The sequence below is a fragment of the Leptospira montravelensis genome (assembly GCF_004770045.1).
Lineage (GTDB): Bacteria > Spirochaetota > Leptospiria > Leptospirales > Leptospiraceae > Leptospira_A > Leptospira_A montravelensis.
The window spans coordinates 195,847-218,015 of record NZ_RQFO01000004.1; the positions used below are offsets into that span (position 1 = coordinate 195,847).

20 protein-coding genes are annotated in these 22,169 nt (G+C 32.7%); 16 read left to right on the forward strand and 4 right to left on the reverse strand.

The genetic code is table 11. The features are described from left to right. Genes EHQ31_RS01740 through EHQ31_RS01755 form a run of 4 tightly spaced genes read left to right on the forward strand, consistent with a single transcriptional unit; the run spans position 1 to position 3,255 of the window. The gene (locus EHQ31_RS01740) at positions 1–1,569 is read left to right on the forward strand and encodes an NTP transferase domain-containing protein (RefSeq protein ID WP_135569052.1); all 1,569 of its coding nucleotides are present in this window, start codon (positions 1–3) and stop codon (positions 1,567–1,569) included. Beyond that, positions 1,566–1,931, forward strand: coding sequence for a GtrA family protein (locus tag EHQ31_RS01745; RefSeq protein ID WP_135569054.1), 366 nt, complete (start codon positions 1,566–1,568; stop codon positions 1,929–1,931). The genes EHQ31_RS01740 and EHQ31_RS01745 overlap by 4 nt, the downstream gene beginning before the upstream one ends. Continuing rightward, positions 1,928–2,626, forward strand: coding sequence for a glycosyltransferase family 2 protein (locus EHQ31_RS01750; RefSeq protein ID WP_135569056.1), 699 nt, complete (start codon positions 1,928–1,930; stop codon positions 2,624–2,626). Before EHQ31_RS01745 ends, EHQ31_RS01750 begins: the two co-directional genes overlap by 4 nt. An 8-nt stretch (positions 2,627–2,634) precedes the next feature. After that, the gene (locus EHQ31_RS01755) at positions 2,635–3,255 is read left to right on the forward strand and encodes a PI-PLC domain-containing protein (protein ID WP_208652705.1); all 621 of its coding nucleotides are present in this window, start codon (positions 2,635–2,637) and stop codon (positions 3,253–3,255) included. A gap of 180 nt (positions 3,256–3,435) precedes the next feature. Here EHQ31_RS01755 and EHQ31_RS01760 read toward each other — a convergent pair whose 3' ends face one another. Next, positions 3,436–4,221: a glycosyltransferase family 2 protein gene (locus EHQ31_RS01760; protein WP_135569059.1), complete on the reverse strand. Its 786-nt coding sequence runs from the start codon at positions 4,219–4,221 to the stop codon at positions 3,436–3,438. 73 nt (positions 4,222–4,294) lie between these two features. Between EHQ31_RS01760 and rfbD the strand changes: the two genes are divergently transcribed. The 9 genes from rfbD (at position 4,295) to EHQ31_RS01805 (ending at position 15,136) form a co-directional block, all read left to right on the forward strand. Beyond that, entirely contained in the window at positions 4,295–5,182 is an 888-nt protein-coding gene (gene rfbD / locus EHQ31_RS01765; protein WP_208652706.1) for a dTDP-4-dehydrorhamnose reductase, read from the forward strand. 5 nt (positions 5,183–5,187) lie between these two features. After that, a complete protein-coding gene (gene rfbC / locus EHQ31_RS01770) occupies positions 5,188–5,736 on the forward strand; it encodes a dTDP-4-dehydrorhamnose 3,5-epimerase (protein WP_135569061.1) in 549 nt (182 codons plus the stop codon). Between the two features lie 20 nt (positions 5,737–5,756). Then, positions 5,757–6,818: a dTDP-glucose 4,6-dehydratase gene (rfbB, locus tag EHQ31_RS01775; RefSeq protein ID WP_135569063.1), complete on the forward strand. Its 1,062-nt coding sequence runs from the start codon at positions 5,757–5,759 to the stop codon at positions 6,816–6,818. Continuing rightward, a complete protein-coding gene (gene rfbA / locus EHQ31_RS01780) occupies positions 6,815–7,693 on the forward strand; it encodes a glucose-1-phosphate thymidylyltransferase RfbA (RefSeq protein ID WP_135569065.1) in 879 nt (292 codons plus the stop codon). The genes rfbB and rfbA overlap by 4 nt, the downstream gene beginning before the upstream one ends. 419 nt (positions 7,694–8,112) lie before the next feature. Then, on the forward strand, positions 8,113–8,907 hold the full coding sequence (locus EHQ31_RS01785) for a glycosyltransferase family 2 protein (RefSeq protein WP_135569067.1): 795 nt from the start codon (positions 8,113–8,115) through the stop codon (positions 8,905–8,907). Positions 8,908–9,307: 400 nt separating this feature from the next. Then, on the forward strand, positions 9,308–10,855 hold the full coding sequence (locus EHQ31_RS01790; RefSeq protein WP_167481626.1) for an O-antigen ligase family protein: 1,548 nt from the start codon (positions 9,308–9,310) through the stop codon (positions 10,853–10,855). After that, positions 10,852–11,991: a glycosyltransferase family 2 protein gene (locus tag EHQ31_RS01795; RefSeq protein ID WP_135569071.1), complete on the forward strand. Its 1,140-nt coding sequence runs from the start codon at positions 10,852–10,854 to the stop codon at positions 11,989–11,991. The genes EHQ31_RS01790 and EHQ31_RS01795 overlap by 4 nt, the downstream gene beginning before the upstream one ends. A gap of 2 nt (positions 11,992–11,993) precedes the next feature. Beyond that, entirely contained in the window at positions 11,994–13,523 is a 1,530-nt protein-coding gene (locus EHQ31_RS01800) for an LA_3751/LA_3752 family putative glycosyltransferase (RefSeq protein WP_135569073.1), read from the forward strand. Next, entirely contained in the window at positions 13,520–15,136 is a 1,617-nt protein-coding gene (locus EHQ31_RS01805; RefSeq protein WP_135569075.1) for an LA_3751/LA_3752 family putative glycosyltransferase, read from the forward strand. Before EHQ31_RS01800 ends, EHQ31_RS01805 begins: the two co-directional genes overlap by 4 nt. 24 nt (positions 15,137–15,160) lie before the next feature. On the opposite strand, the gene EHQ31_RS01810 is transcribed toward EHQ31_RS01805, so the two are convergent. Continuing rightward, a complete protein-coding gene (locus tag EHQ31_RS01810) occupies positions 15,161–16,456 on the reverse strand; it encodes a hypothetical protein (protein ID WP_135569077.1) in 1,296 nt (431 codons plus the stop codon). Continuing rightward, on the reverse strand, positions 16,453–16,902 hold the full coding sequence (locus tag EHQ31_RS01815; protein WP_135569079.1) for a hypothetical protein: 450 nt from the start codon (positions 16,900–16,902) through the stop codon (positions 16,453–16,455). The genes EHQ31_RS01810 and EHQ31_RS01815 overlap by 4 nt, the downstream gene beginning before the upstream one ends. Positions 16,903–17,100: 198 nt before the next feature. Between EHQ31_RS01815 and EHQ31_RS01820 the strand changes: the two genes are divergently transcribed. Further along, complete coding sequence (locus EHQ31_RS01820; RefSeq protein ID WP_135569081.1) at positions 17,101–18,615, forward strand: ArnT family glycosyltransferase; 1,515 nt, start codon at positions 17,101–17,103, stop codon at positions 18,613–18,615. On the opposite strand, the gene EHQ31_RS01825 is transcribed toward EHQ31_RS01820, so the two are convergent. Then, positions 18,557–19,549 (reverse strand): glycosyltransferase family 2 protein, encoded by a 993-nt coding sequence (locus tag EHQ31_RS01825; protein ID WP_135569083.1) that lies wholly within the window; start codon positions 19,547–19,549, stop codon positions 18,557–18,559. The two genes, EHQ31_RS01820 and EHQ31_RS01825, sit on opposite strands and share 59 nt — an antisense overlap. Positions 19,550–19,669: 120 nt before the next feature. Here EHQ31_RS01825 and EHQ31_RS01830 point away from each other — a divergent pair, with 120 nt between their 5' ends. Both EHQ31_RS01830 and EHQ31_RS01835 read left to right on the forward strand, forming a co-directional pair. Beyond that, positions 19,670–20,680: a glycosyltransferase family 2 protein gene (locus EHQ31_RS01830; RefSeq protein ID WP_135569085.1), complete on the forward strand. Its 1,011-nt coding sequence runs from the start codon at positions 19,670–19,672 to the stop codon at positions 20,678–20,680. Beyond that, entirely contained in the window at positions 20,673–22,166 is a 1,494-nt protein-coding gene (locus EHQ31_RS01835) for an LA_3751/LA_3752 family putative glycosyltransferase (RefSeq protein ID WP_135569087.1), read from the forward strand. Before EHQ31_RS01830 ends, EHQ31_RS01835 begins: the two co-directional genes overlap by 8 nt. The last annotated feature ends 3 nt before the right edge of the window (positions 22,167–22,169 follow it).

The following is a 22,169-nucleotide window of genomic DNA, read 5'->3' on the forward strand; positions in this document are numbered from 1 at the left end:
ATGCATATTATTATTCCAATGTCTGGTATAGGAAAACGTTTTCTAGATGCAGGTTATACCCAACCTAAGCCGCTTATTGAAGTCGATGGTAAACCTATTATTGCTCATGTGATCGATATGTTTCCTGGAGAAACAAAATTTACATTTATCTGTAATGAAGAACATCTAAAAACTACAGATATGCGTTCGGTGCTACTAGGACTAATTCCTGGAGCAAGTATACGTTCGATTCCTCCTCATAAATTAGGTCCAGTATTTGCCGTGATGCAGATATTTAATGAAATTGATGATGAGGAAGAAGTAATCGTTAATTATTGTGATTTTGGAAAAGATTGGAATTATAAAGAGTTTTTAGCCGATCTAAGGGAACATCTTGCTGACGGAGGTATTTCTGCTTATAAAGGATTTCATCCACATATGTTAGGTAAAATCAATTATGCATTTATGAAAGAAAAAGACCGTTGGATGATTGCAATTCAGGAAAAAAAACCATTTACTGAATTTCGAATGAATGAATTTGCAAGTGATGGTACCTATTACTTTCGAACAGGAAAGATTTGTAAATATTACTTTCAGAAGACATTCGATAAGGGAATTGATCTAAACGGTGAATTTTATGTAAGTGTAGTTTACAATCTTTTAGTAGAAGATGGTCTTAAAGTTAGAATATTTGAAATAGACCATATGTTGCAATGGGGAACTCCAGGAGAACTAGAAGAATATCTCTACTGGTCAAATATTTTTAAAGGTTTGTCGAAAGTTAGAATTTCGCAACCAGCAATTCCAAAGCAGATTAACGTAATTCCAATGGCGGGAATGGGTTCTCGTTTTTCGAAAGAAGGGTATACGATACCTAAACCAATATTACCAATTGATGGTATTCCTATGGTTGTACATGCAGCAAATAGTTTACCTAATGCCGAAACAGTATTGTTTGTTGCACAGAGTGTTCATTGTCAAAATTATCCGATTGAAAGTGAAATTCAAAAACATCTTTCTAGCGCAAAAGTTAAGAAAATTCCAAATTTAACAGAAGGTCAAGCTATTACCGTCAATTTAGGACTAAACGGATTACCTGATTCGTCATCATTGATGATTGCAGCAAGTGATAATGGTATGTTGTATGATTTGGACAAATTACACAAATTAATGCAAGATGATAGGATAGATGGTATTGTGTTTACCTTTTCTGGTAATCCGACGTCAGAAATACATCCGGAGATGTATGGCTGGGTGAAACAAGAAAATAATATAGTTCAGTCAGTTTCTGTTAAGAAGCCGATTTCCGATACTCCTATAAAAGACCAAGCAATTGTAGGTGCTTTTTATTTTAGGTCAATTGGAATCTTTAAAGCTATTCTAGCTCAATTAATTCAAAGAGATATTAGAGTTAATAATGAGTTTTATATTGATTCAATGGTTGGGCTTGGTGTTGAAATGGGTTACAAATTTGTTTCCTTCCCCATTGACCATTACATATGCTGGGGTACTCCTGATGATTACAAAACGTTTCTATACTGGCAAGAATTGTTTGATAAAGTAGATTGGCATCCATATAAAAAACCATGAAGAGAGAAATCATTTGGTTTTTAGTAGCTGGTATTTGTGCAGTTGGAACTGATTTATCTACTTATTATGTTTTAAGAGAATTTATACCTGTAACATTTTCGAAAGGAATTTCATTTGTATTAGGTTCTATAATTGCTTTTATCATAAATAAATATATGACTTTCGGAAAAAAAGAATTTTCGCCAATAGAAATTCTAAAATTTGCAGGTTTGTATCTATCTACATTGATTGCCAATGTTTTAGTAAACAATTTGTCCTTGAAAGTGTTACCGGGTTTTGTTTTTTTCGCATTTCTTTGTGCTACAGGAACTTCTACAATTTTAAATTATTTAGGCCAGAAATTTTGGGTATTTAGAAAATGAAACTGCAAGTAACGATTCCCTGTTATAACGAATCAAAAAATATTCCTTTGCTTTTAGAAAGATTCCGTAAGATTTTAAATCGTAATGATGTTGGTATACTACTTGTTGACAATGGATCAACTGACAACTCTCCGGCAATCATTCGGGAGTTAGTCCCTAACTATCCATTTGCAGAATCAATTCGCGTAGAACGAAACCAAGGGTATGGTTTTGGAATTTTATCAGGGCTCAGGCACTCAAAGTCTGAATATTTAGGGTGGACACACGCTGATATGCAAACCGATCCCTTCGATATTCTGCGAGGAATTGAAATATTGGAATCTGCAAATCAACCACAGAATGTATATGTGAAAGGACTTAGGCGTGGACGACCATTTTTTGATGAATTCTTCACCTTCGGAATGAGTATTTTTGAAAGTATTTATTTAGGTGCTTCCTTGTGGGATATTAATGGCCAACCCAATCTTTTTCATCGCTCCTTTTTTGAAGTATGGGAAAAACCTCCTAGTGATTTTTCACTAGATTTATATGCAATATATACAGCTAAAGTTAAGGATATGGAAGTTATAAGATTTCCAGTAGAATTTCCTCCTCGAGTTCATGGCGAATCTAGCTGGAATAATGGTTTCGCTTCTAAATGGAAGTTTATTAAACGAACTATTGATTTCAGTTTAAAATTGAAGAAAGGTCTTTGATTATCGTTATGAGTAATATTAAGTTTATTGCACATAGGGTTAACACTTCTAGTGGATTAACGCAATTATCTGCAGATGTAGGAGTGGAGATTGACATTCGTGACTTTGGAGATAAGCTCATTTTAGCCCATGATCCATTTATTGAAGGTGAAGATTTTGATCATTATTTATCTCAATATAAACAAACTGGAATTTTGATTTTAAATGTAAAATCAGAACGGATTGAACATAAAATTTTAGAGCTCTTAAGAAAATACAATATTAAGAACTATTTCTTTTTAGATTCTTCTTTCCCAATGATTTACAAACTCTCAAATGAAGGAGAATCAAATATTGCATTACGGTTTTCTGAATTCGAGGGAATGGATACAATTAGAATAATGAAGGGCAAGGTTAAGTGGGTATGGGTGGATTGTTTTTCTAACTTTCCATTGAATAAGGAGATAGAAGTTGAAATTCACTCTCTTGGTTATTCTTTGTGTTTAGTGAGTCCTGAATTACAAGGTAGGGACCACGATATCGAAAATTATAGCGATTATATTAGACAAAATAATATAAAAATAGATGCGATTTGTAGTAAGATTTACAATCGAGAACGATGGAATCAGGTAATCTTAGGAAAAAAATGATAAATCTATGAATAAGGTATCTGTATAATTTCCAACTTTCTTTTATAATATTTATTCGGATACATTCGTAAATGTTTTGCAGATTCTAGAAACAGGTTATCTCCTTTTGTTACATTAGAATTCATCAGTATTGTGTTTCAATATAGGCAGTTTTTATCCTTCTATTTTTCCAAATTTAGTTCATTTAAATATTCTCCAGCCCCATTTATTGAAATATTGGACCATACTCCTTAAAAAGTAAAATAAATGTTTGGAAGATTTGTGAGCACCCCGTGTCCATAAATGTATGATTTCTACTTGAGGAGTGTAAAAGATTTTTTTATTGATCGAACGAACTTTGCGACAGATATCAAAATCTTCGAAATATAAAAAATATCGTTCGTCGAAACCTCCTATTTGATCCCAAACATTTCTTGAAATAATAAAAAAACATCCGCTAACAATTGGGATTTCTCCTTCAATGTCATACATTTCGTTTTTTATTTCGTAATTTAAAAGCGCTTTTCTAAATAAATGTAAATGAGAAAGAATTGGTAGTCTTCTTGTGATCAGTGCAAATAAATTTGGATCATTTTTTAAAAGTTTCTGAACACTACCATCGGGATTCATTACTTTACATGTGATTAAACCGATTTGAGGATCTGCTTCCATCTTTTCGATAAGTGTTTGTATGCATCCAGGAGAAACAAAGACATCTGGATTTTGAATCACAATATATTTTTCAATTTCATTTGCTTTAGTGTTATTTCTATGTGCAAAATTGTGACCAGCTCCAAATCCAGGGTTGTCTGGATTATGATGATAGGAAATGTTGGATTTGGTGACTAAAGATGATAATGTTGGACTTGGTGAATGATCAACAAGTACGATTTGTCTTTTGGGGTCTTGTTCTAAAAAAGAATCTATTGATTTTTGAACAATTTCTTTTGAATTTTTAAATAAAACAATCGATGAAACTAGGTTCATCGTTCAATCATTTTGAATTTCGAAACTCTTTCAATATATTTTTATATAAACTATCTTTAAGGTTGGGTTACTTTTGAAAACTATACTCGTAACAGGTTCCAATGGGCAATTAGGGCAAGAATTGCAGATTCTTGCTAAATCAAAGCAGGGATTTGAATTTATATTTGCAGATCGTTCCATTTTGGATATTTCCTCAACCGAGAGCTTTCGACTTTTTGAAAAATCATTTTTAGATTCAAAATCCTTATATGGAATCATAAATGGTGCAGCATACACTCATGTAGACAAAGCAGAGACAGAGCCTGATGTTGCTAGAAATGGGAATATAATTGGAACTAAAAATTTAGCGCAATTCGCCAAACAGAAAGATGCGAAATTGATCCATGTATCAACAGACTTTGTTTTTGATGGAATGAAGTCGCGTCCATATCTCGAAGATGATAAAAAAAATCCTTTATCGGTTTATGGAAATACCAAGTCTGAAGGAGAAAATGTGGCATTAAATGAAAATACTAATTCATTAATTTTTCGAACTTCGTGGGTTTATTCAGCTTATGGAAAGAATTTCTTTAAAACAATTCATCGATTCTCTCAAGAGAGAGAGACTCTAAAAGTGATTTCTGATCAAGTGGGAACTCCAACTTGGGCTAGGGATCTTGCTGAAATTTGTTTGGAAGGTATAGAATCGGACAGAACTGGTATTTACCATTTTTCCAATGAAGGAGTTGCCAGTTGGTATGATTTTGCTTGTGAGATTGTAGATACATTTGGTTTTAATTGTAATGTAATTCCTATTACTACTGAGGAATATCCAACGGATGCGACTAGGCCATCGTATTCTGTATTAAATAAATCAAAATTCCACAAGGATTTTAAATTTCAAAATTCTCACTGGCGCAAACAAGTTCGAAAACTTGCTTCACAATTTTCCTTGTCTGAAGAGCCGATTTCAAAAAACTAATCTCAATGGAAGTCATTACTTTTCCCATAAAAGGTCCAATTCTATTGATCCCTTCGGTCTTTCCTGATCCAAGAGGTTTTTTCTTAGAATCTTATAAAGCCTCACGTTTTAAAGACTTAGGTATACCAACAGAATTTAAACAAGACAATCACTCTCGTTCTTCCAAAGGTGTGATCAGGGGATTACACTTTCAGGCACCCCCTATGGATCAAGGAAAACTCGTGCGAGTCACAAGAGGTAGTGCTCTTGATGTAGCAGTTGACATACGGAAGGAATCGCCTACTTATGGAAATTCTGTGCAAGTTGTTCTATCGGAAGAAAATAAACATATCTTTTGGGTTCCACCAGGATTTGCACATGGTTTTTTGACTTTAGAAGACAACACGGACTTTCTTTACAAGGTGACGAATGAATATTCAAAAACTCACGAGGGTGGAATTCGTTTCAACGATCCTACTTTAGGTATAAATTGGGGGATGTCGATTGATGAAATGATCGCATCCGAAAAGGATTTGATTTTACCTGGTTGGAGTGACTTTGTTTCCCCGTTTTAATCACAAAAGGCATTACATTCATGAATACTAAAAAACTTCTAATAACCGGCGGAGCTGGTTTTATCGGATCTAATTTTGTCCACCATGTAATGGAATCGTTTAACGATGTAAATGTGATCGTTATCGATAAATTGACGTACGCTGGCAATTTGAAAAATCTAAGCAAATGGAAGGAAGATCCAAGATTTCAATTTTTCAAAGTGGATATTGCAGACAAAGAATCTCTTTTTGAAACTTGTGGTGGCTTGGATTTTACGGACATTGTCCATTTCGCAGCTGAGTCACACGTTGACCGATCCATACTAGGCCCAGAAGAATTTGTAAGGACAAATGTATTCGGAACATTTTATTTATTGGAACTTGCCAAGGAAAGGTTTAAGAAATTCATATTCAATCGTTTCCTTCATGTTTCCACAGATGAAGTTTACGGAACTTTAGGTGAAGATGGATTTTTTACAGAAACCACCTCGTATGCACCAAACTCGCCTTATTCCGCAACAAAAGCAGGATCGGATCATCTGGTACGTTCCTATTTTCATACATATGGACTTCCAACTATAACAACTAATTGTTCAAACAATTATGGCCCTTTTCATTTTCCAGAAAAGCTAATTCCGTTGATGATTCTAAATTGTTTCCAAGGAAAACCTTTACCAGTGTATGGAAAAGGGGATAATATTCGTGACTGGTTATACGTAAAAGATCATTGTTCTGCAATTTTCACTGCACTGGAAAAAGGAATTCCAGGTGAGACATATGTCGTAGGCACAAGAAATGAAAAAACTAATTTGGATATAGTGAACCGTATCTGTGAACTTATGGATGAAAAACATCCAGAAGGTGCCCCACACAAAAATCTCATTCAATATGTAAAAGACCGCGCTGGTCACGATTTTCGTTATGCAATTGACCCTTCAAAAATTGAAACCGAATTAGGTTGGAAACCGAAATATAATTTTGAAAGTGCATTAGAAGAAACTGTCGATTGGTTTCTAACAAATCAAGTTTGGTGGAAAGATATCCTATCAGGTGATTACCAAAACTATTATAATCAACAATACCAGGAACTAAAACAAAAATGAAAGGAATCATTCTAGCTGGCGGATCTGGGACTAGGTTATACCCAGTAACAAAAGTGATAAGCAAACAGTTGTTACCTGTCTATGACAAACCTATGATTTATTATCCATTAAGTACTTTAATGTTAGCAGGGATTAAAGAGATTCTGATAATTTCCACACCTGAATCGATTCCATTATTTAAAGAATTGTTGGGGGATGGATCGAGTTGGGGAATATCCATTGAGTATGAAGTTCAACCGTCTCCGGACGGACTTGCTCAAGCATTTATTATTGGCGAAAGGTTTTTGAATGGAGGAGAGCCGTGTTCCTTAATTTTAGGGGATAATATTTTTTTTGGACATGGAATGGAAGAAATTCTCAGTGATGCACTTTTAAGTAAGAGTGGTGCTACCGTGTTTGCATATCATGTGATGGATCCTGAACGTTACGGAGTCATCGAGTTTGATCAAAACAAACGAGCCATTTCCATCGAAGAAAAACCTAAAGTTCCAAAATCAAACTACGCAGTAACTGGATTATATTTTTATGATGGAAATGTAGTTGAATATGCTAAGCAAGTTAAGCCTTCTAAGCGAGGGGAGCTTGAAATTACTGATTTAAATAGAATTTACCTGGAAAAAGGTGAGTTAGATGTTCAACTAATGGGCAGAGGATTTGCATGGCTCGATACAGGAACTCACGAGTCGTTATTAGAGGCTTCGGCATTTGTTGAAACTGTAGAGAGGAGACAAGGCTTAAAGATAGCTTGCCCAGAAGAGATAGCATATCGGAAAGGTTATATCAATAAACGGGATTTAGAGTTATTGGCAGAGCCACTAAAGAAAAATGGATACGGTCAATACTTGCTCAGAATTCTAACAGAAACAGTTTTTTAGAACTGACACTTGCTTGGTATTTTGTATGAGTAGAAAGCAATAAATTTCGAATTTTTATCAATAAATCTCTTTCCTGGAAGGCATTAATGAATGTTAGTTTTGATAACATTTATTGATTTAAAATTTGCTAATTGATTTTGTTTTGTACTGAATTGGTCAGTTTTTATCACATGTTAATCGTAACCCAAATTCCAGGGAAAGCACCTTCCAGATTTTTTTACCAATCTGTTAGTGTGTAGATCATCTGAGCATTTTTAAACTTTGATACAATATCGAAACAAATTTAATCAAATTGTATTTAATTGAATTTTAAGTAATCTAACTAAAGCAATGCGTTGCAACAAAATCGTGTCAGCTCTAAAGGGAACGATTTTTTCCCGCTTGACTTCTCGAAATTGCAAGAATTCTTAGAGGTTATTATGGTCGAAAAGAGAAAAGCAAAAGATTCTAAAAAATCTGCTAAAACTTCCCTCATTATCCCTATCTACAATGAGTCATCCCATCTAGAGGAATTTTTAGTAAAAGTGGATGCTCTAAAACTTCCAACTTTAAAAGAGTTGGTTTTCATAGATGATGCATCTAAAGATAATTCTCTTTCCATTCTCCAAAATTTTAAATTTCGATCAGAACATAAAATTTTGATCCAAGATAAAAACCAAGGAAAAGGTGCTGCTCTGCATCGCGGGATTTCCGAAGCAACGGGTGATATCACTATCGTGCAAGATGCAGATTTTGAATACGATATGGACGAAATTCCACTTTTGATCGAACCAATATTGCTAGGAAAGGCAGATGTTGTTTTTGGTTCACGTTTTAAAAAAGATGGCCGGCAAGTACATCGAACTTTCCATTATTTGATCAACAGAGTTTTGACTATTCTATCTAATTTTCTTAGCGGCTTGTATTTGACAGACATGGAGACATGTTATAAAGCATTTAAGACTGAGATTATCCAGAATGTAAATCTTGAATCAAAACGTTTCGGTTTTGAGCCAGAAATTACCGCCAAACTTGCAAGACTAAAGATTAGAGTTCAGGAATTTCCAATATCTTACTACCCAAGGAATTATCTGGAAGGAAAGAAAATCACTTGGAAGGATGGAGTCGCAGCTTTAAGACACATTTTATATTTTAATTTGATAGTTTCTAAAAATGATTTTTTCCTTAAAGGAATGCCTGAGAAGTATATACCTAAAACCGCCAATTGGCTGTAAGATGAAATCAAAGTTTTCTATTTTTTTTGATATCTTTTATATAGTTTTATTTTTCCTACAATTTTTTGGTGAAACTAATCAAAGATTTTTCCGAAATGACGCCATTGGTATCGGATGTTTTTTTGTTGTCGTTTACGCTATTTGGAGTCGTAGAAAAAGGGAGTTTAGTTTTTATTCTTTAAGTCATCTATTTCTTATCATTCTTTTGAGTAATTTTGTCTTTTTCAAAATTGCTGAGTACGATCCCATTCAATTATTTCCAGAGAAATTGGTTATTAAATTAACGATGATCATTTGGAATTTCATAATTCTATTCCAACATTATCGTTCGAATGAAACCGAGTTTAATATGTTCGGTCCATTGTTGGCTATCTTGCCATGTTTTGCCAGTATCAATTTTATGTTATATCCGGTTGTTCCAATAGGTTTTGCAATCGGCCTTATGATTCGAAATAGTGATATCAAAGAAGTTCAATTTTCTAAATCATTTATCTTATTTTTTCTCATAGTATTACTTTGGATTTTTAGAGATTGGAGTGATGACTTTGCTTTGGTTCGTATCTTGTTATTTTCCGAAGTGGTTATTATTCTTTCTTTAGTTAATTCATTAGGTCGTGAATTCAGACAAAAGTTAATAGATCATATTCTAATTATTTTTCTGATAAATTCAGTTATACTTGTAAGTAAAATGTATCTAGATAGCGAATTTAAGATAAATTCTTATCGTGAGGACCTTTTTTTAATTCCTGTTAGTCTATTAGGTTCTAATTCTTTTTTAATTCTTGGATTATTAGCATTAAGTTTTTATAAAAGTAACTGGCGTATTAGAGTTTTTTATCTAATGGTTTTGTTAGTCTCGTGTTTTTTTCTTTTGTTGTCGCTTTCAAGGATTTCTATTATTTCTACGGGTTTGCTTTTTCTCTATATTGTTTGGGAGCAACAAAAAGAAAAAATCAATTTAAAGTTTGTAGCCTTCGCATTCGTTTCTTTACTGCTAGCCTTTGTATTTTTGTTACTCTCTGAAAAATCATTGCTAAATGTCGAAACTATTGGAGTCCGTTTTTCCATTTGGAAGTTACATATGCTTTCAACTATTTACAATAAGCCAATATTTGGTTTTGGATTTAATTCGGAAAAGTTAATTCCCTTTGTTGAAAATCTTAAAATATCTACTTTGGATTTTGCATTAGTGGAAGACTACATGTCGCATTTTAAAACATTTCCACTAGCACATAATTTGTATTTCCAGATTTTCAGTTCTACTGGAATCTTTGGATTTTCTGTTTTTTTGATTTGGATATTTAGTTTTTTAAAATATTCAAACAAAAGTATAGCAGCTATTAATTTGAGGAAAAATTTACCTAAGGCAATTTTGTTAATTTGGTTAATACATGAAATATTGGATTTTAGTAGTCTAGAAATTGCAAATATATTAATTTTAGGTTTATTAGCCCTTGATGTAAAGAATTCAGAAAAAAGTAATGTGAAAGATAAAGAATCTTTACAGGTTTCCAAGACCATTATGGTTTTTCTGGGTTTTTATTTTTTTCTTTTTCTGTTTTTTTCCTATCGATTTAGTAAAATTGAACAACAGATTTTTAAGAATCATAAAAATATTCACCTTTCTACTTTTTTGGAATTTACTCCTACTGGTATCATTCCGAAAGGATACAATTTGGATTCAAATTCCAGTGGATTAAGTAAATTTGAAATACTTATGTATGGAGAAAGATATTTTTTTCTTCAGTTGGCTTTGGCGCATTCAACTGCAAACGAGCCAATAATTTTGCAGCAATGTTTCGATTTTATTTCTAGGAAAGAAATTTGTTATGCGAAACTTATGAATTATATTGTAAATGAGGAACCGTTAGTCCATTATTCTGATCCGATAAAAATTTTGCTTTCGATAAGCGACCCTTTTGGAATATACCTACGTAATTTTTTATGAAGAAACCCAACGTTAGTTTTGTAATACCCTGTTTGAACGAAGAAAAAACCCTTCCTTATGTATTGGAAAAATTGGTTAGAATTAAGGATGAATACTCCAAGAAAATGGATATAGAAATTTTAGTTTCTGATAACGGAAGCACAGATAAATCTATTTCAATTGCAAAAAAGTTTGGTGTAAGAGTTGCTCCCGCAAAGGAACGCGGGTATGGTGCAGCCTTGGATTCTGGAATTAGAAATGCGAAAGGGGATATAATTGTCTTTGCGGATGCTGATGATACATATGATTTTTTAGAAGCTCCCGCTTTAATTTTAAAACTTGTTGAAGGCAATTACGACATGGTAATTGGTTCCCGTCTCGATGGGGAGATACATAAGGGCGCAATGCCATTTTTGCACCGGTATTTAGGAACTCCCGTTATTAATTGGATTATTAATTTATTATATTCTAAAAAATTTAAAATTCGGGATAGTAACTCGGGTTTTCGATGTTTTCGGAAAGATAAATATCTGTCATGGGATATAAAAAGTAAGGGAATGGAGTTCGCATCCGAGTTACTCATAAAAGCATTGTTACATGAATCTAAAATGGAACATGTACCAGTTTCACTATATCCGGATAAAGAGGGTAGAATTCCTCATTTGAAAACTTGGCGAGATGGAATGCGCCACCTTTTGCGAATTCTTTTTTATGCACCACATTTGTTTGAAAGATGTGGACTTGTTTTGTTTACTTTTTTTTGGTTACAGTTGTTAGTCGGCTTTTTTGTTGGAAAAGTCATTTCCATTGCTGGAATGAATTTATATGGAATCCATTCTATGGTATTCTTCTCCTTTTTATCAATTCTTGGATTAAGCCTTTGGGGAACTGGTTTGTTAATCGCTACGAAACAACCGAGAATCAGTAAAATGTATCAAAGTATTCTATCAATGGAAGAAGATCGTTTGTTTTTTGTGTTACTGAGTGGCCTTGGAATTATTGCATTAGCCATTGTATTAGTTTTTTTACAATGGCAAAAAAGTGGATTTATTTTTATTAATTTAGAACGTGAGTTTATAGTTGCAACAAACTTGAGTTTAACATTATTCATTTTTGCACTTCAGGCGGTAACAGCTCATATTATAAAACGAGATTAGAAATGAATTTTTCTAAAAGACTTGGCATTTATTTTCTAATTGTTCTCGTTCCTTGTTTTTATCGTTGGAAATGGAACGAAAATTCAGTATTTATCGCAAGTGATCCAGAGATAAAATACTATCAAGTCATCAATAGTATAAACGGCGGTAAAGCTGAAGATTGTTATTTTCCTGCAAAGGAATTGGGTTTTGATTTTTCAATGGTTCCCTTTGGATATCCTTGGGCCTTTGAATTAAAAAATGGTCGATGTGTTTTTCAATATCCGGTTCTTTTTACTTGGCTACAGAAAATTATTTTAACAGCTGTTTCCATCAAATGGATTACATTTTTTCCGGTTTTATTTTTCTTCCTAAATTTTATTCTTTTAGATCGAATATTTTCTTTTTTTCATTTAGATAGGAAAATTATTTTTTTGTCGGTAGTATTGACTCAGTGTTTTACTCCAATTTTTTTGTCTTCACTTGATTATTCTGAACTTACATTAACTAATTTCTTTTTTTTAGCCTCGATTCTTTCCTATCATTTGTTTTCTCAGCACAAACAATTTAGGTTTGGACTTCTTCTTGCTGTTTCCATTATTTTTAATTTTCAACTTAGACCAGAATCTACGATTGCATTGATTCTTTATTTTAGTATTGTTTTCTTTTTTGAAAAAGAAAAAGTATATCGTTTAAAAATCCTTTTGCCTTATGTCCTACTAAGCATTTTGCTTTTGATGGTTTTTTCTTTATGGAATCAATCTGTGTATGGTCACTATCTTGGTATGCGCGGTTTAAATACAATGACCGATATGGAAAGTGGCCTTTTCCGTAATTTACTGGGAGAATGGATAGCAGATCTATGGGGGAATGAGTTTAAAATCGGTATATTTTACGGATATCCCATTTTATTTTTGGGAATTCTTGGTTTAGGTTTAAAAAAAGACAAACAGACCATTGCCTTTTTGACAGCCGGGCTTTTGTTTGTTCTATTACTTCCAATCCTCTCTCCATATCGTGCTGGCGTTGATATTTTTGGAATGCGATATTTTGAAAGTGGAATATATCTACTTATGATTGGAGTCTTTTTAACTTTTGGAATTCAGAACTCTAAATTGAAATATTTCTTACTTGTTTTACCTTTTCTTTATTTTTGCTATAAATCAGATTTACGTGCGATTAAACAATGGTCCTCATCTGCGAAATTGTATCATCAAGTGATGAATTCATTTAATCAGTTAAAACCAGATTTAATTGTTCATAGAGGTTTATCATTGTCATATCTGATTGGAATAAGCTATGTTACATATCCTCAGATTGCCATTTATTCGAATGATGATTGGTTAAAGGTTGAAACCATTTTAAAAAACCAATATAAGAGGATTCTTTACTTGGAGTGGGAAGGTAATAGGCTCGTAAATAATGAATTTCCTGAAAAAATTTGGAAACAAAAATTCGATATTAATTTCAAACTCGAACCTAAAGTCTATGTAATTCAATCAGAACAGAACATCGCGCATTTTAAAGGTTACCTATTGGAAAGGCCAAAATGAAAAAAGTAAAAGTTTGGTTATTTCAAGGTTTAAACTGGTTCACAAGAAAACATATTCTTATTATTTTCTTAGCGGCTTTAGTTTCTTTTTTCATTTATAAGAGAGTGGTTTGGGATTCTGGAATTAGTCCACTCATACAATCCGATTCACAAATCAAATTGTATCAAACTATCCAATACAAAGAAAATGGATTGCAAAAACATGCGTGTTATTCAAAACAAATTGAAATAGACCCGGAATTCCGCTTTTATCCTTTTCGATATCCTTGGGTTTATTTCATTCAAAAGGAAAATGAACGTAAGGAATGTGTTTTTCAGTATCCAACATTCTTTGCACAATTTTTTTCACTGCTTCCTATACCGTATCAGTTTTTCAACGCAGTTATATTATTTCTATATTTTATACTTACCGCAGGTTTAGTTTTATTTCTTAGATTTCTTTTTGATGTTCATAGAACAGAGATTCTATATTTAGCCTCATTACTTTTTTTAGTTGGTTATGGGATTTCCAGTGCAATTGAGTTCTCGGAAAGTATTCCTTCTCATATTTTTTTACTCTGCTTTTTTTATGGCGTTTTGGCATTAGAGAATCAGAAAAAAACCTTTGGATGGTTCGCTTTTATATCCGGAATTTCTGGTGGCATATCAATATTTCTGAGATCGGAATCTGTAATCTATATAGGAATTTTAGGTATTCTAATTTTCATTTTCAATCTAAGAAACATTTTTTCTCTAATTAGAAGGTATTCGTTACTTTTGTTGGGATTTTTTTTCGCAGTGATATTGTTAGGTGGTTATAATTTATATGAATTTGGTGAGATACTTGGTGTTAGAAGTAAAGTAAGCTTAAATGATTTTGGTCGCCTTCAATTAAGTGACCGATTTTATTTTTTTAAAGAGTTTTTGATTGGAAATACTTATCGAACTGGCTTTATATCTTACTGTTTTCCGTTAATTATTTTAATTAGTATTTCATTCATCCGTTTTAAATTATCTTATTCACAGAAACTTGTTGGATGGGTTGGCATTTTATCTTTACTTTTTGTTGTTTTACTTAGTCCGTATTCCCAAGGTGGGTTATATCTTGGGTTGCGTTATACAGAATTTTCCTATTTGTTATTTTCTATATTTGTAATTTCCTTATATTCAAAAGAAGAAAATTTGGATCGAAAACAATGGATACTGCTTCTGATAGTTTTTCAAATTGTTTTAGGTTTTTATCATGTAAAACGGAATTTCAAAACAATAGATTTTGTAAAAAAATACCATGAAATTCTGCAGACTGAATGGGTGAAATATTCTGATGCTCCAGTGATTCATTTAAGTACATTCGACTTGTTACTTATATCAGATTCTTTTTTGAAAAAACCTCATTTGATTGCAAATAAACAAAGTGAGTTTTCAATACTTGAGACTAGGTTACACAATTTAGGAATTCCCAAATTTCAAGTATTTGTCTACGACTTTAAGCCACCAAAAGATGACAATATTTCTGATGAGTTTTATGATGAATGGGTAAACTCAAAATACGAGATTCAGTCAAAATATTATAAGATATTATCAGATTCGAATACTGCTGGCTATCGTTATATGGTTTGGGAAAAAAAGCAGTAATTTAGATAGCTTTGTTTTAAATACTTATTTTGTAATCCTTTTCCAAATATTCTGAGTATGATTTTCGATCAAAGTTAGAAATTCGGATATTTTTTCCTCGTTATCTTTTCCAAATTTCCAAAAAATAACAAAGGGAATTAAGTAAAGTTGAAAATGAATTCGGTCGTATGCCTGTTCCAAATGTATTTGTGGATCAAGTGATGTAAGTAGAAAGATTGCTGTATAAATAGATATAGCTGCAAAATAGAATAATACGCTTACTCTAAGATTAAAACTTCCCCAAATGAGGACAAGAATTAGTAGGGAAAAAGATATTCCTTTTGTCAGTGAAATATAAAATTTAATAAAAAACTTTAATACTAAAATCCATAGATTTCCACTAAGAAGTCTTTCAACTATAAAATTTGTTTGCGCGGAAGATTGGTTTACCGATTTAAAATCAGAAGATAAAAAACTACCTTTCGCAAATAGATACCAGGTGGGAATACCAAACACAAGTAGTAGGAAGAAAGCAGAAATTACAAACTGTTTTGTGATTCGTTTTTCGGTGTAACTGTAAAAGAAATGAAATACAAGTATCAATCCAGATAGCAACAAGGCTTCACTTTTTAAATTGATTAAGAGTGAAATAGTTAATATTAAGAGGTAATTTGCATTTTCTTTTTCTCTTTGAATTAAAAAATAAGTAGCGATGGCTAATGTTACTGAAACAGGGAAGTCAGCACATAAATCGGAAATCACTAGTAAAAAATTTGGATGAAATAAGAATGTACCCGTCAAAACTAAGAACCCCCATCTTAATTTTGTTTGTTTGAGTTCAAGTGATCTTTCAATGACAAAAAAGAATAGCAGGATTAGATATAGATAGTTGGGAATCTTAACAGTATGAAAAAAAAGATTCAAACTGGAAAAACTTAGGGATAAATCTGCATGGAGTAGTGGTAATCCTATTGGATAATTTGGCATTCTCCAATAGCTATTCCAGAGTGGAATAGGATTCCCATCTAGTATGGAAAGTGCAAGCATACGACCCTTTCCAATCCACATAGCATATGCATCTAACATTCCAAATGGATTTAAACTCCAACGTATTTCCGATAGATAGGTTACCACCAGAAAAAGGAATAAATATCCAATTATATGTAATAGACTTTGTTTTTTGTTTTTGTATCTAAGGATGTTTTTTGCGATTTGAAAAAAAACGAAAAACAATAAGCTCAGAAGAAACAATAGGAGGCCTAGATAAAGTTTTGGATAAAAACCAAGGATAATAAAAGAAGCTAAATTTGCGATTAAAAGTGCGAGTAATAAAGCCGTCATTGTTTCTCCCAAAAGCAGATAGTATATAATTCTCCAATTAAACTTGTTTTACATTTTTCGAATTGATCTCTTCCCTGATTTTCTATTTTTGAATTAGCATTTGCTAAGACAATATATGCTGAGCTTGGGAGGGTTTTTTCAAACGAATTTAGTTTTGTCGGAGCTGCTGCCATTTGTAAGACATCAAATTGAAAAACTTGATTGTCTATATAAAATAACTCTTCTTTGTTATGAAGTTGTCTGAATCTTTCAGACAGTGTTGTGATGTCTTTAAAATGATTTGGGTAAAACAAATGTGGGTAAGCATGGACAAGTTGTTTCATAGAATCCATACTTCGTTTAGTAGACCGAATTTGTTTTGTTAGTTCGCCCCAGATTTGTAATGAGACTAAAAGAATATTAATACTAAGGATAATTGTTAAAACAGTTTTTGTTTTTTCTTTCATACGGAGTATTGATTTTGGCGAGGAAGATTATCCAATATTTCTTTTTGATTAAAAACTGGAAAGTTATTTCTCATTCAATTCCCAATCGCACCTATTTTTTTTAGAGAAGGCATCTGAAATTTAGAATCGCTTGACTAAAATGTTCCTAATTATAGCATTTATGAGTTAACTCGCATTATTTTTGCTCCCAAAAGTTAAATGAAAAAATTATTAAATATTGTATTATTTTCTTCTCTTCCGATTCGCAAAGGATTGGTATTTATACTTTTCCTTTTGTTAGCCTTATTTTTGAGATATCCATCTTTTGGTTATACAGCCATTGACTGGGACGAGATCACCTATTCTTTGATAGGAGAGGGTTGGTTACAAGGAAAACTTCCTTTTCGTGATCTTTGGGATATCAAGCCGATTGGTATATATTTAATTTATGCAATCATTCATGGTATTTTTGGGTTTTCAGTTTTTGCAATTCGGGTCTCTACATTACTTGTAGTAGTATTTTCTGCATTTGTGATTTGGCTTTTATTAAGAAGGGTCAATCGCTCCTTCGCATTTACTGCAGGTTTTGGATTTTTAATTCTTTTTAGTTATTTTTTAAACGGTTTATCCGGAAACACTGAATTATTTTATTTATGCCTTGAGACGATTGGGGTTTGGTTTTTATTCTACGGAAAAAAACAATACCGTATCCTAAGTCCTTTAGCATTTGGTTTTGCATTTATCATCAAATACAATACTGCTTTTGATATTGTAGGTTTTTATTTTCTGCATTTATATTTGAATCGCAGAAAAATTCTTAAAAATCCTACGTCAATTTTTAGTTATGGAATTCTATATTCCATTGCAATATTACCTTTTATTCTTAGTACTATTTGGATTTTTTATGCAGGTCTAGGGGATTCATTTTTAGAAACTCACAAAATTCTTTTTTCTAATTATGCTAAGAAAGTAACATTTATTGAAAAGATATTCTCACTTCAAACTTACCCGCTTCTTGCTGTTCTTCTTTTGTTTCAGTTAATTACATTTTTATTATATTCTGCGAAAAGGAAAGTTCCTAAGATTTTAATCCTAAGTTTAATTTGGTCAATGACGGCTTTTTTAGCGGCAACATGGACAGGTTATTTCTTTGAACATTATTACCTACCTATGATTGTTCCAGCAGTGATTGGTTCATCCTTTCTTTTTAGGTTGGCTAAAAGAAAGTTTTTTTCAAAATATAAACAAGAATTAACCATAGTAATCGCATTTTTAATTTTGATTCCTTTTGCTGTTTTAGTTCGTAAAAGGGTGATTAAACTTTCTAAAGTATATCCAGATATTGCAAAGGAAATTTATGTAGATATTGAAGAAAAGAAAGTGGATCCTCGTCCCGTGTTTGTAGCAAAAGGGACACATGGAATTTATTCTTTATTTAAACAAATTCCTATCAACCGTGTTATACAACCTGGTAACTTTACAGACCAAACCAATGCGAAAGCTATGTTTATCGATAATGAAGAAATCAAACAGAAAGTAATACAACACAAACCTGGTTTGATCTTATTTTGTGATTTAGATGTTTTTCAAAATCCGGTCAGTAGTTATGATTCTTCTTGGAATAGGGATTTACTTATTTTTTATTATGACTATATTCGAAAGGACTACAGGTATTTTAAGACTTACTTTCCGAATTGCCACGTTTATTTGAAGATCGGGATTCTTTCGCCTTAAATCCAAAAGTTTCTTTTGCGATATAAACCGGTCTTCCTTTTACTTCGATAAAAATTCGAGCAATGTATTCGCCGAGAACTCCAATTCCAATCAATTGGATTCCTCCAAGAAAAAGTATTATGACTAAAGTTGAGTCATATCCAGGTACATCTACACCTCTAAAAATGACTCGAATGATTCTATAAATAAGATAAACAAAAGCACTAAAAGATACAAAAAATCCAAAATAACTCCATATTTTTAATGGCATTGTACTAAACATCAATATCCCATCTAATGCAAAGTTCCAAAGTTTCCAATAATTCCACTTGGAAGAACCTTGAAATCTAGCCTGCCTTTCGTATTCCACATCGATTTGTTTAAATCCCACCCAAGCAAACATTCCCTTTAAAAATCGATTTTTTTCTTTCATAGTAGAAAGTGCTTCGACAACCTTTTTGTCCATGAGTCGAAAATCCCCAACATCGACGGGAATTTCTACTTCACTCATGTAACGAATGACTCGGTAGAAATGTTTTGCGGTAAATTTTTTTAAAAACGATTCACCTTGTCTACTGGATCGTTTGGCTGTTACTACATCGTAACCTTCTTTCCATTTTTCAATGAGTATGGGTATGAGTTCTGGTGGGTCTTGTAAGTCTGAATCAATTGGAATTACGACATCCCCAGTGGCGTATTCTAAACCAGCAGAAACTGCGGCTTCCTTACCAAAATTTCTAGAGAAATCTACAATCTTAATATTGGGATTTTTTTTATGATGAAACACTAGTTTCTCAATGGTGCGATCTCTACTGCCATCATTTACACAAATAATTTCGTAAGTTGTTTTTAATGATAACAGGTGAGGGACAATTCTTTCAAAGAACTTATCTGCTCCCGATTCTTCGTTGTAAAAAGGAGTAATAATAGAGATCTTATTTGGCTTACGATTCATTGTTTCTCGTCAACGATCCTCCAAAATATGCGCAAGGCAACTTTTTTTACTGGTTTTTTTGTGGTCATTTCGTTTATTTCCTTTTAGATTCACTTAGGTCCTTTTAATTAAATATTTGTTATGCACTATTATCTTGTACCCCGAAAAAATCCAAAACTATTGTCTATTATTATACCATGTTATAACGAAGAATCTTCACTTCCTTTTTTAAAAGAAAGACTTAACAGCTTAATTAAAATTTTACCCACCAAAGTGGAAGTTATCTTTGTCAATGATGGAAGTTCAGATCAAACGATTTTTCAGTTGGTTTCTTGGGCTGACAGAGATCCGCAAATTCAGGTGGTTAGCCTTTCTCGAAATTTTGGTCACCAATTGGCTGTTACAGCAGGAATGGATTACGCCAAAGGTGATGCAGTTGTTGTGATGGATGCCGATCTACAGGATCCACCAGAAGTGATTCTTGAGATGCTTACAAAATACAGAGAAGGTTACGATGTTGTTTATGGTCAAAGATTGGCCCGATCAGGTGAATCTTTTTTTAAAAAAATAACAGCTTGGGCATTTTATCGAATAATGAAAATTTTAGTTCATAAGGATCTACCATTGGATTCTGGTGATTTTCGCCTAATTTCAAGAAGGTGTTTGAATGCTCTCAATGGACTACGAGAAAACCACCGTTTCCTTCGAGGGATGAATGCTTGGATTGGATTTCCGCAAACTCCAGTATTTTACAAACGAGATCCAAGAGTAGCCGGGGAGACAAAATATCCATTACGGAAAATGTTAAAGCTTGCAATGAATGCAGCTGTTTCTTTTTCTCCGCTTCCTTTACGATTTAGCTTAGCACTTGGCATTATTGTCGCACTGATGGGATTTGCTGTAGGCGCTTATGCTTTATTTCGAGCTTTCCAACATTTTATTTTGGAAATGCCAATTGTATATAATCCTGGTTGGGCTACCATAGTCACTCTGATTTGTTTGATCGGAGGATCCATTCTCATATCCATCGGAATTTTAGGGGAGTATATTGCTCGCATTTTTGAAGAGTCAAAAGGTCGTCCTCTCTATGTGGTTGAATTCGTAAAAGGCAATTCGGTAACCGAAAAAGTTAAAAACATACGTCATGAGTAAATCATTAGGTAAAATTGTACCTTTCTTATTTTTGGTAATCGCACTTGCGATTGCTAGTTTTACTCGTCCAAATTTTAGTTTTGCTAGTGATAGCCTGACGAAAGTTTTGCAGTCGGTTTTTTGGATTGAAAATGGATTTAGTGACCAGGGGATATATTATCCGGGGAAAGATATTGACCCTAACTACAATTTTTTTTATTTCAAACACTCTTATAACCTTCAAATCAATAAAAACGGAAGTTTGATTGCGCCTTTTCCTTTTCTAAATACAATACTTATAACTCCCTTCGTTTATCTTCACTGGCAGTCTGGCATCGTTTATTTAGGTGCTTTTTTGTTTTGGCTGAATAGTTTTCTGATTTATCGAATCACTAAAAGATGGTGGATTTTTTTAGTGATTCTGTTTTTCACTCCACTGTTACAACATTACCTTGCTTTTTCTGATATTGCTTTTGCTTCTATTTTTTTAAGTTTTTTTCTAACGACTTTCTTTAAAAAACCTGATTTTAGTTTTTTATCAGCAGTTTCGGTTCTGTTTGCAATTTTTTCTTTGTTTTTGCGTACGGAAGTTCTATTACTTTATATACTTTTGTTTATGATCCAACTTTATCTTCTCTTTAGGAATAAAGCGAAGGTTAAACGATATGTTGGAAATGTGCATCGGCTTTACGTAATTTCTTTGATTCTATTTGTTTATGTGGCAACTAACTATTTAGTTTATGATTCGATCCTTGGACCTCGGTTTGATAACAATAAAACCGGAATTTTTCGCCTTGAATTAGATGTAATTCAAAAGTGGAAAAGTCTTCTCTTTTGGGGAAATGCAAGGCTTGGACTTTTGGGTTATTCACCTTGGCTTATCATTCTTTGTGTTTTATATTTTTTCTTCCACCCTGAACGAAAGACTTCGATAGAGAAAAAACTGTTTTTAATTTGGCTCGTTCTTGTAGTTATAGTGACTTTCCTTTCACCTAACGATTCCAATATTGATTGGGGAACTCGGTATTATACATGTTTCAGTATTTTCCCCATTTTACTACTTTCACATTTTAAATGGAAAAGGATTGTCGGAATCAAAAAATCGATTCTTTTGTTTTTTCTTTGTATTGGTTTATTGTATTCTGCTTATATTAACTTTAAAGTTTGGAAAGAAATGAAAAATATTTCGGTTCAGATAGGGGAGTTGGTAAACAATCTGGGAGAAGACCCGGCAGATGTTTATGTAGTGGAAGATCCGGCAATAGCAAATTCTTTAGGAATTTTGCATATCCGAAGTTCAATTTTTTATGGAAATCCAACTGAGGTCGTCAGTAAATTAAGTGATCAATTGAAAGGAAAACGGGTTCGTTTTTTACTCTTTCCAATGGCAAACTTAGCAAAGGAATCAGATCCTTTTTGGAAGGAAATTTCAAAAGATGCAAATTGTATTTTCCCCCCATTAAATTTAAAAAAAATATCTATGTTTTCTGCTCTGTGTAAACTGTAATAA

Bases quoted from the DNA above. Each gene is read 5' to 3' on its own strand.
- EHQ31_RS01820 (WP_135569081.1), top strand. From the start codon at position 17,101: ATGAAAAAATTATTAAATATTGTATTATTTTCTTCTCTTCCGATTCGC.
- rfbC (WP_135569061.1), top strand. From the start codon at position 5,188: ATGGAAGTCATTACTTTTCCCATAAAAGGTCCAATTCTATTGATCCCT.
- EHQ31_RS01740 (WP_135569052.1), top strand. From the start codon at position 1: ATGCATATTATTATTCCAATGTCTGGTATAGGAAAACGTTTTCTAGAT.
- EHQ31_RS01810 (WP_135569077.1), bottom strand. From the start codon at position 16,456: ATGACGGCTTTATTACTCGCACTTTTAATCGCAAATTTAGCTTCTTTT.
- EHQ31_RS01805 (WP_135569075.1), top strand. From the start codon at position 13,520: ATGAAAAAAGTAAAAGTTTGGTTATTTCAAGGTTTAAACTGGTTCACA.
- rfbB (WP_135569063.1), top strand. From the start codon at position 5,757: ATGAATACTAAAAAACTTCTAATAACCGGCGGAGCTGGTTTTATCGGA.
- EHQ31_RS01815 (WP_135569079.1), bottom strand. From the start codon at position 16,902: ATGAAAGAAAAAACAAAAACTGTTTTAACAATTATCCTTAGTATTAAT.
- EHQ31_RS01795 (WP_135569071.1), top strand. From the start codon at position 10,852: ATGAAGAAACCCAACGTTAGTTTTGTAATACCCTGTTTGAACGAAGAA.
- rfbA (WP_135569065.1), top strand. From the start codon at position 6,815: ATGAAAGGAATCATTCTAGCTGGCGGATCTGGGACTAGGTTATACCCA.
- EHQ31_RS01745 (WP_135569054.1), top strand. From the start codon at position 1,566: ATGAAGAGAGAAATCATTTGGTTTTTAGTAGCTGGTATTTGTGCAGTT.
- EHQ31_RS01790 (WP_167481626.1), top strand. From the start codon at position 9,308: ATGTTATATCCGGTTGTTCCAATAGGTTTTGCAATCGGCCTTATGATT.
- EHQ31_RS01760 (WP_135569059.1), bottom strand. From the start codon at position 4,221: ATGAACCTAGTTTCATCGATTGTTTTATTTAAAAATTCAAAAGAAATT.
- EHQ31_RS01755 (WP_208652705.1), top strand. From the start codon at position 2,635: ATGAGTAATATTAAGTTTATTGCACATAGGGTTAACACTTCTAGTGGA.
- EHQ31_RS01750 (WP_135569056.1), top strand. From the start codon at position 1,928: ATGAAACTGCAAGTAACGATTCCCTGTTATAACGAATCAAAAAATATT.
- EHQ31_RS01830 (WP_135569085.1), top strand. From the start codon at position 19,670: ATGCACTATTATCTTGTACCCCGAAAAAATCCAAAACTATTGTCTATT.
- EHQ31_RS01835 (WP_135569087.1), top strand. From the start codon at position 20,673: ATGAGTAAATCATTAGGTAAAATTGTACCTTTCTTATTTTTGGTAATC.
- EHQ31_RS01785 (WP_135569067.1), top strand. From the start codon at position 8,113: ATGGTCGAAAAGAGAAAAGCAAAAGATTCTAAAAAATCTGCTAAAACT.
- EHQ31_RS01825 (WP_135569083.1), bottom strand. From the start codon at position 19,549: ATGAATCGTAAGCCAAATAAGATCTCTATTATTACTCCTTTTTACAAC.
- EHQ31_RS01800 (WP_135569073.1), top strand. From the start codon at position 11,994: ATGAATTTTTCTAAAAGACTTGGCATTTATTTTCTAATTGTTCTCGTT.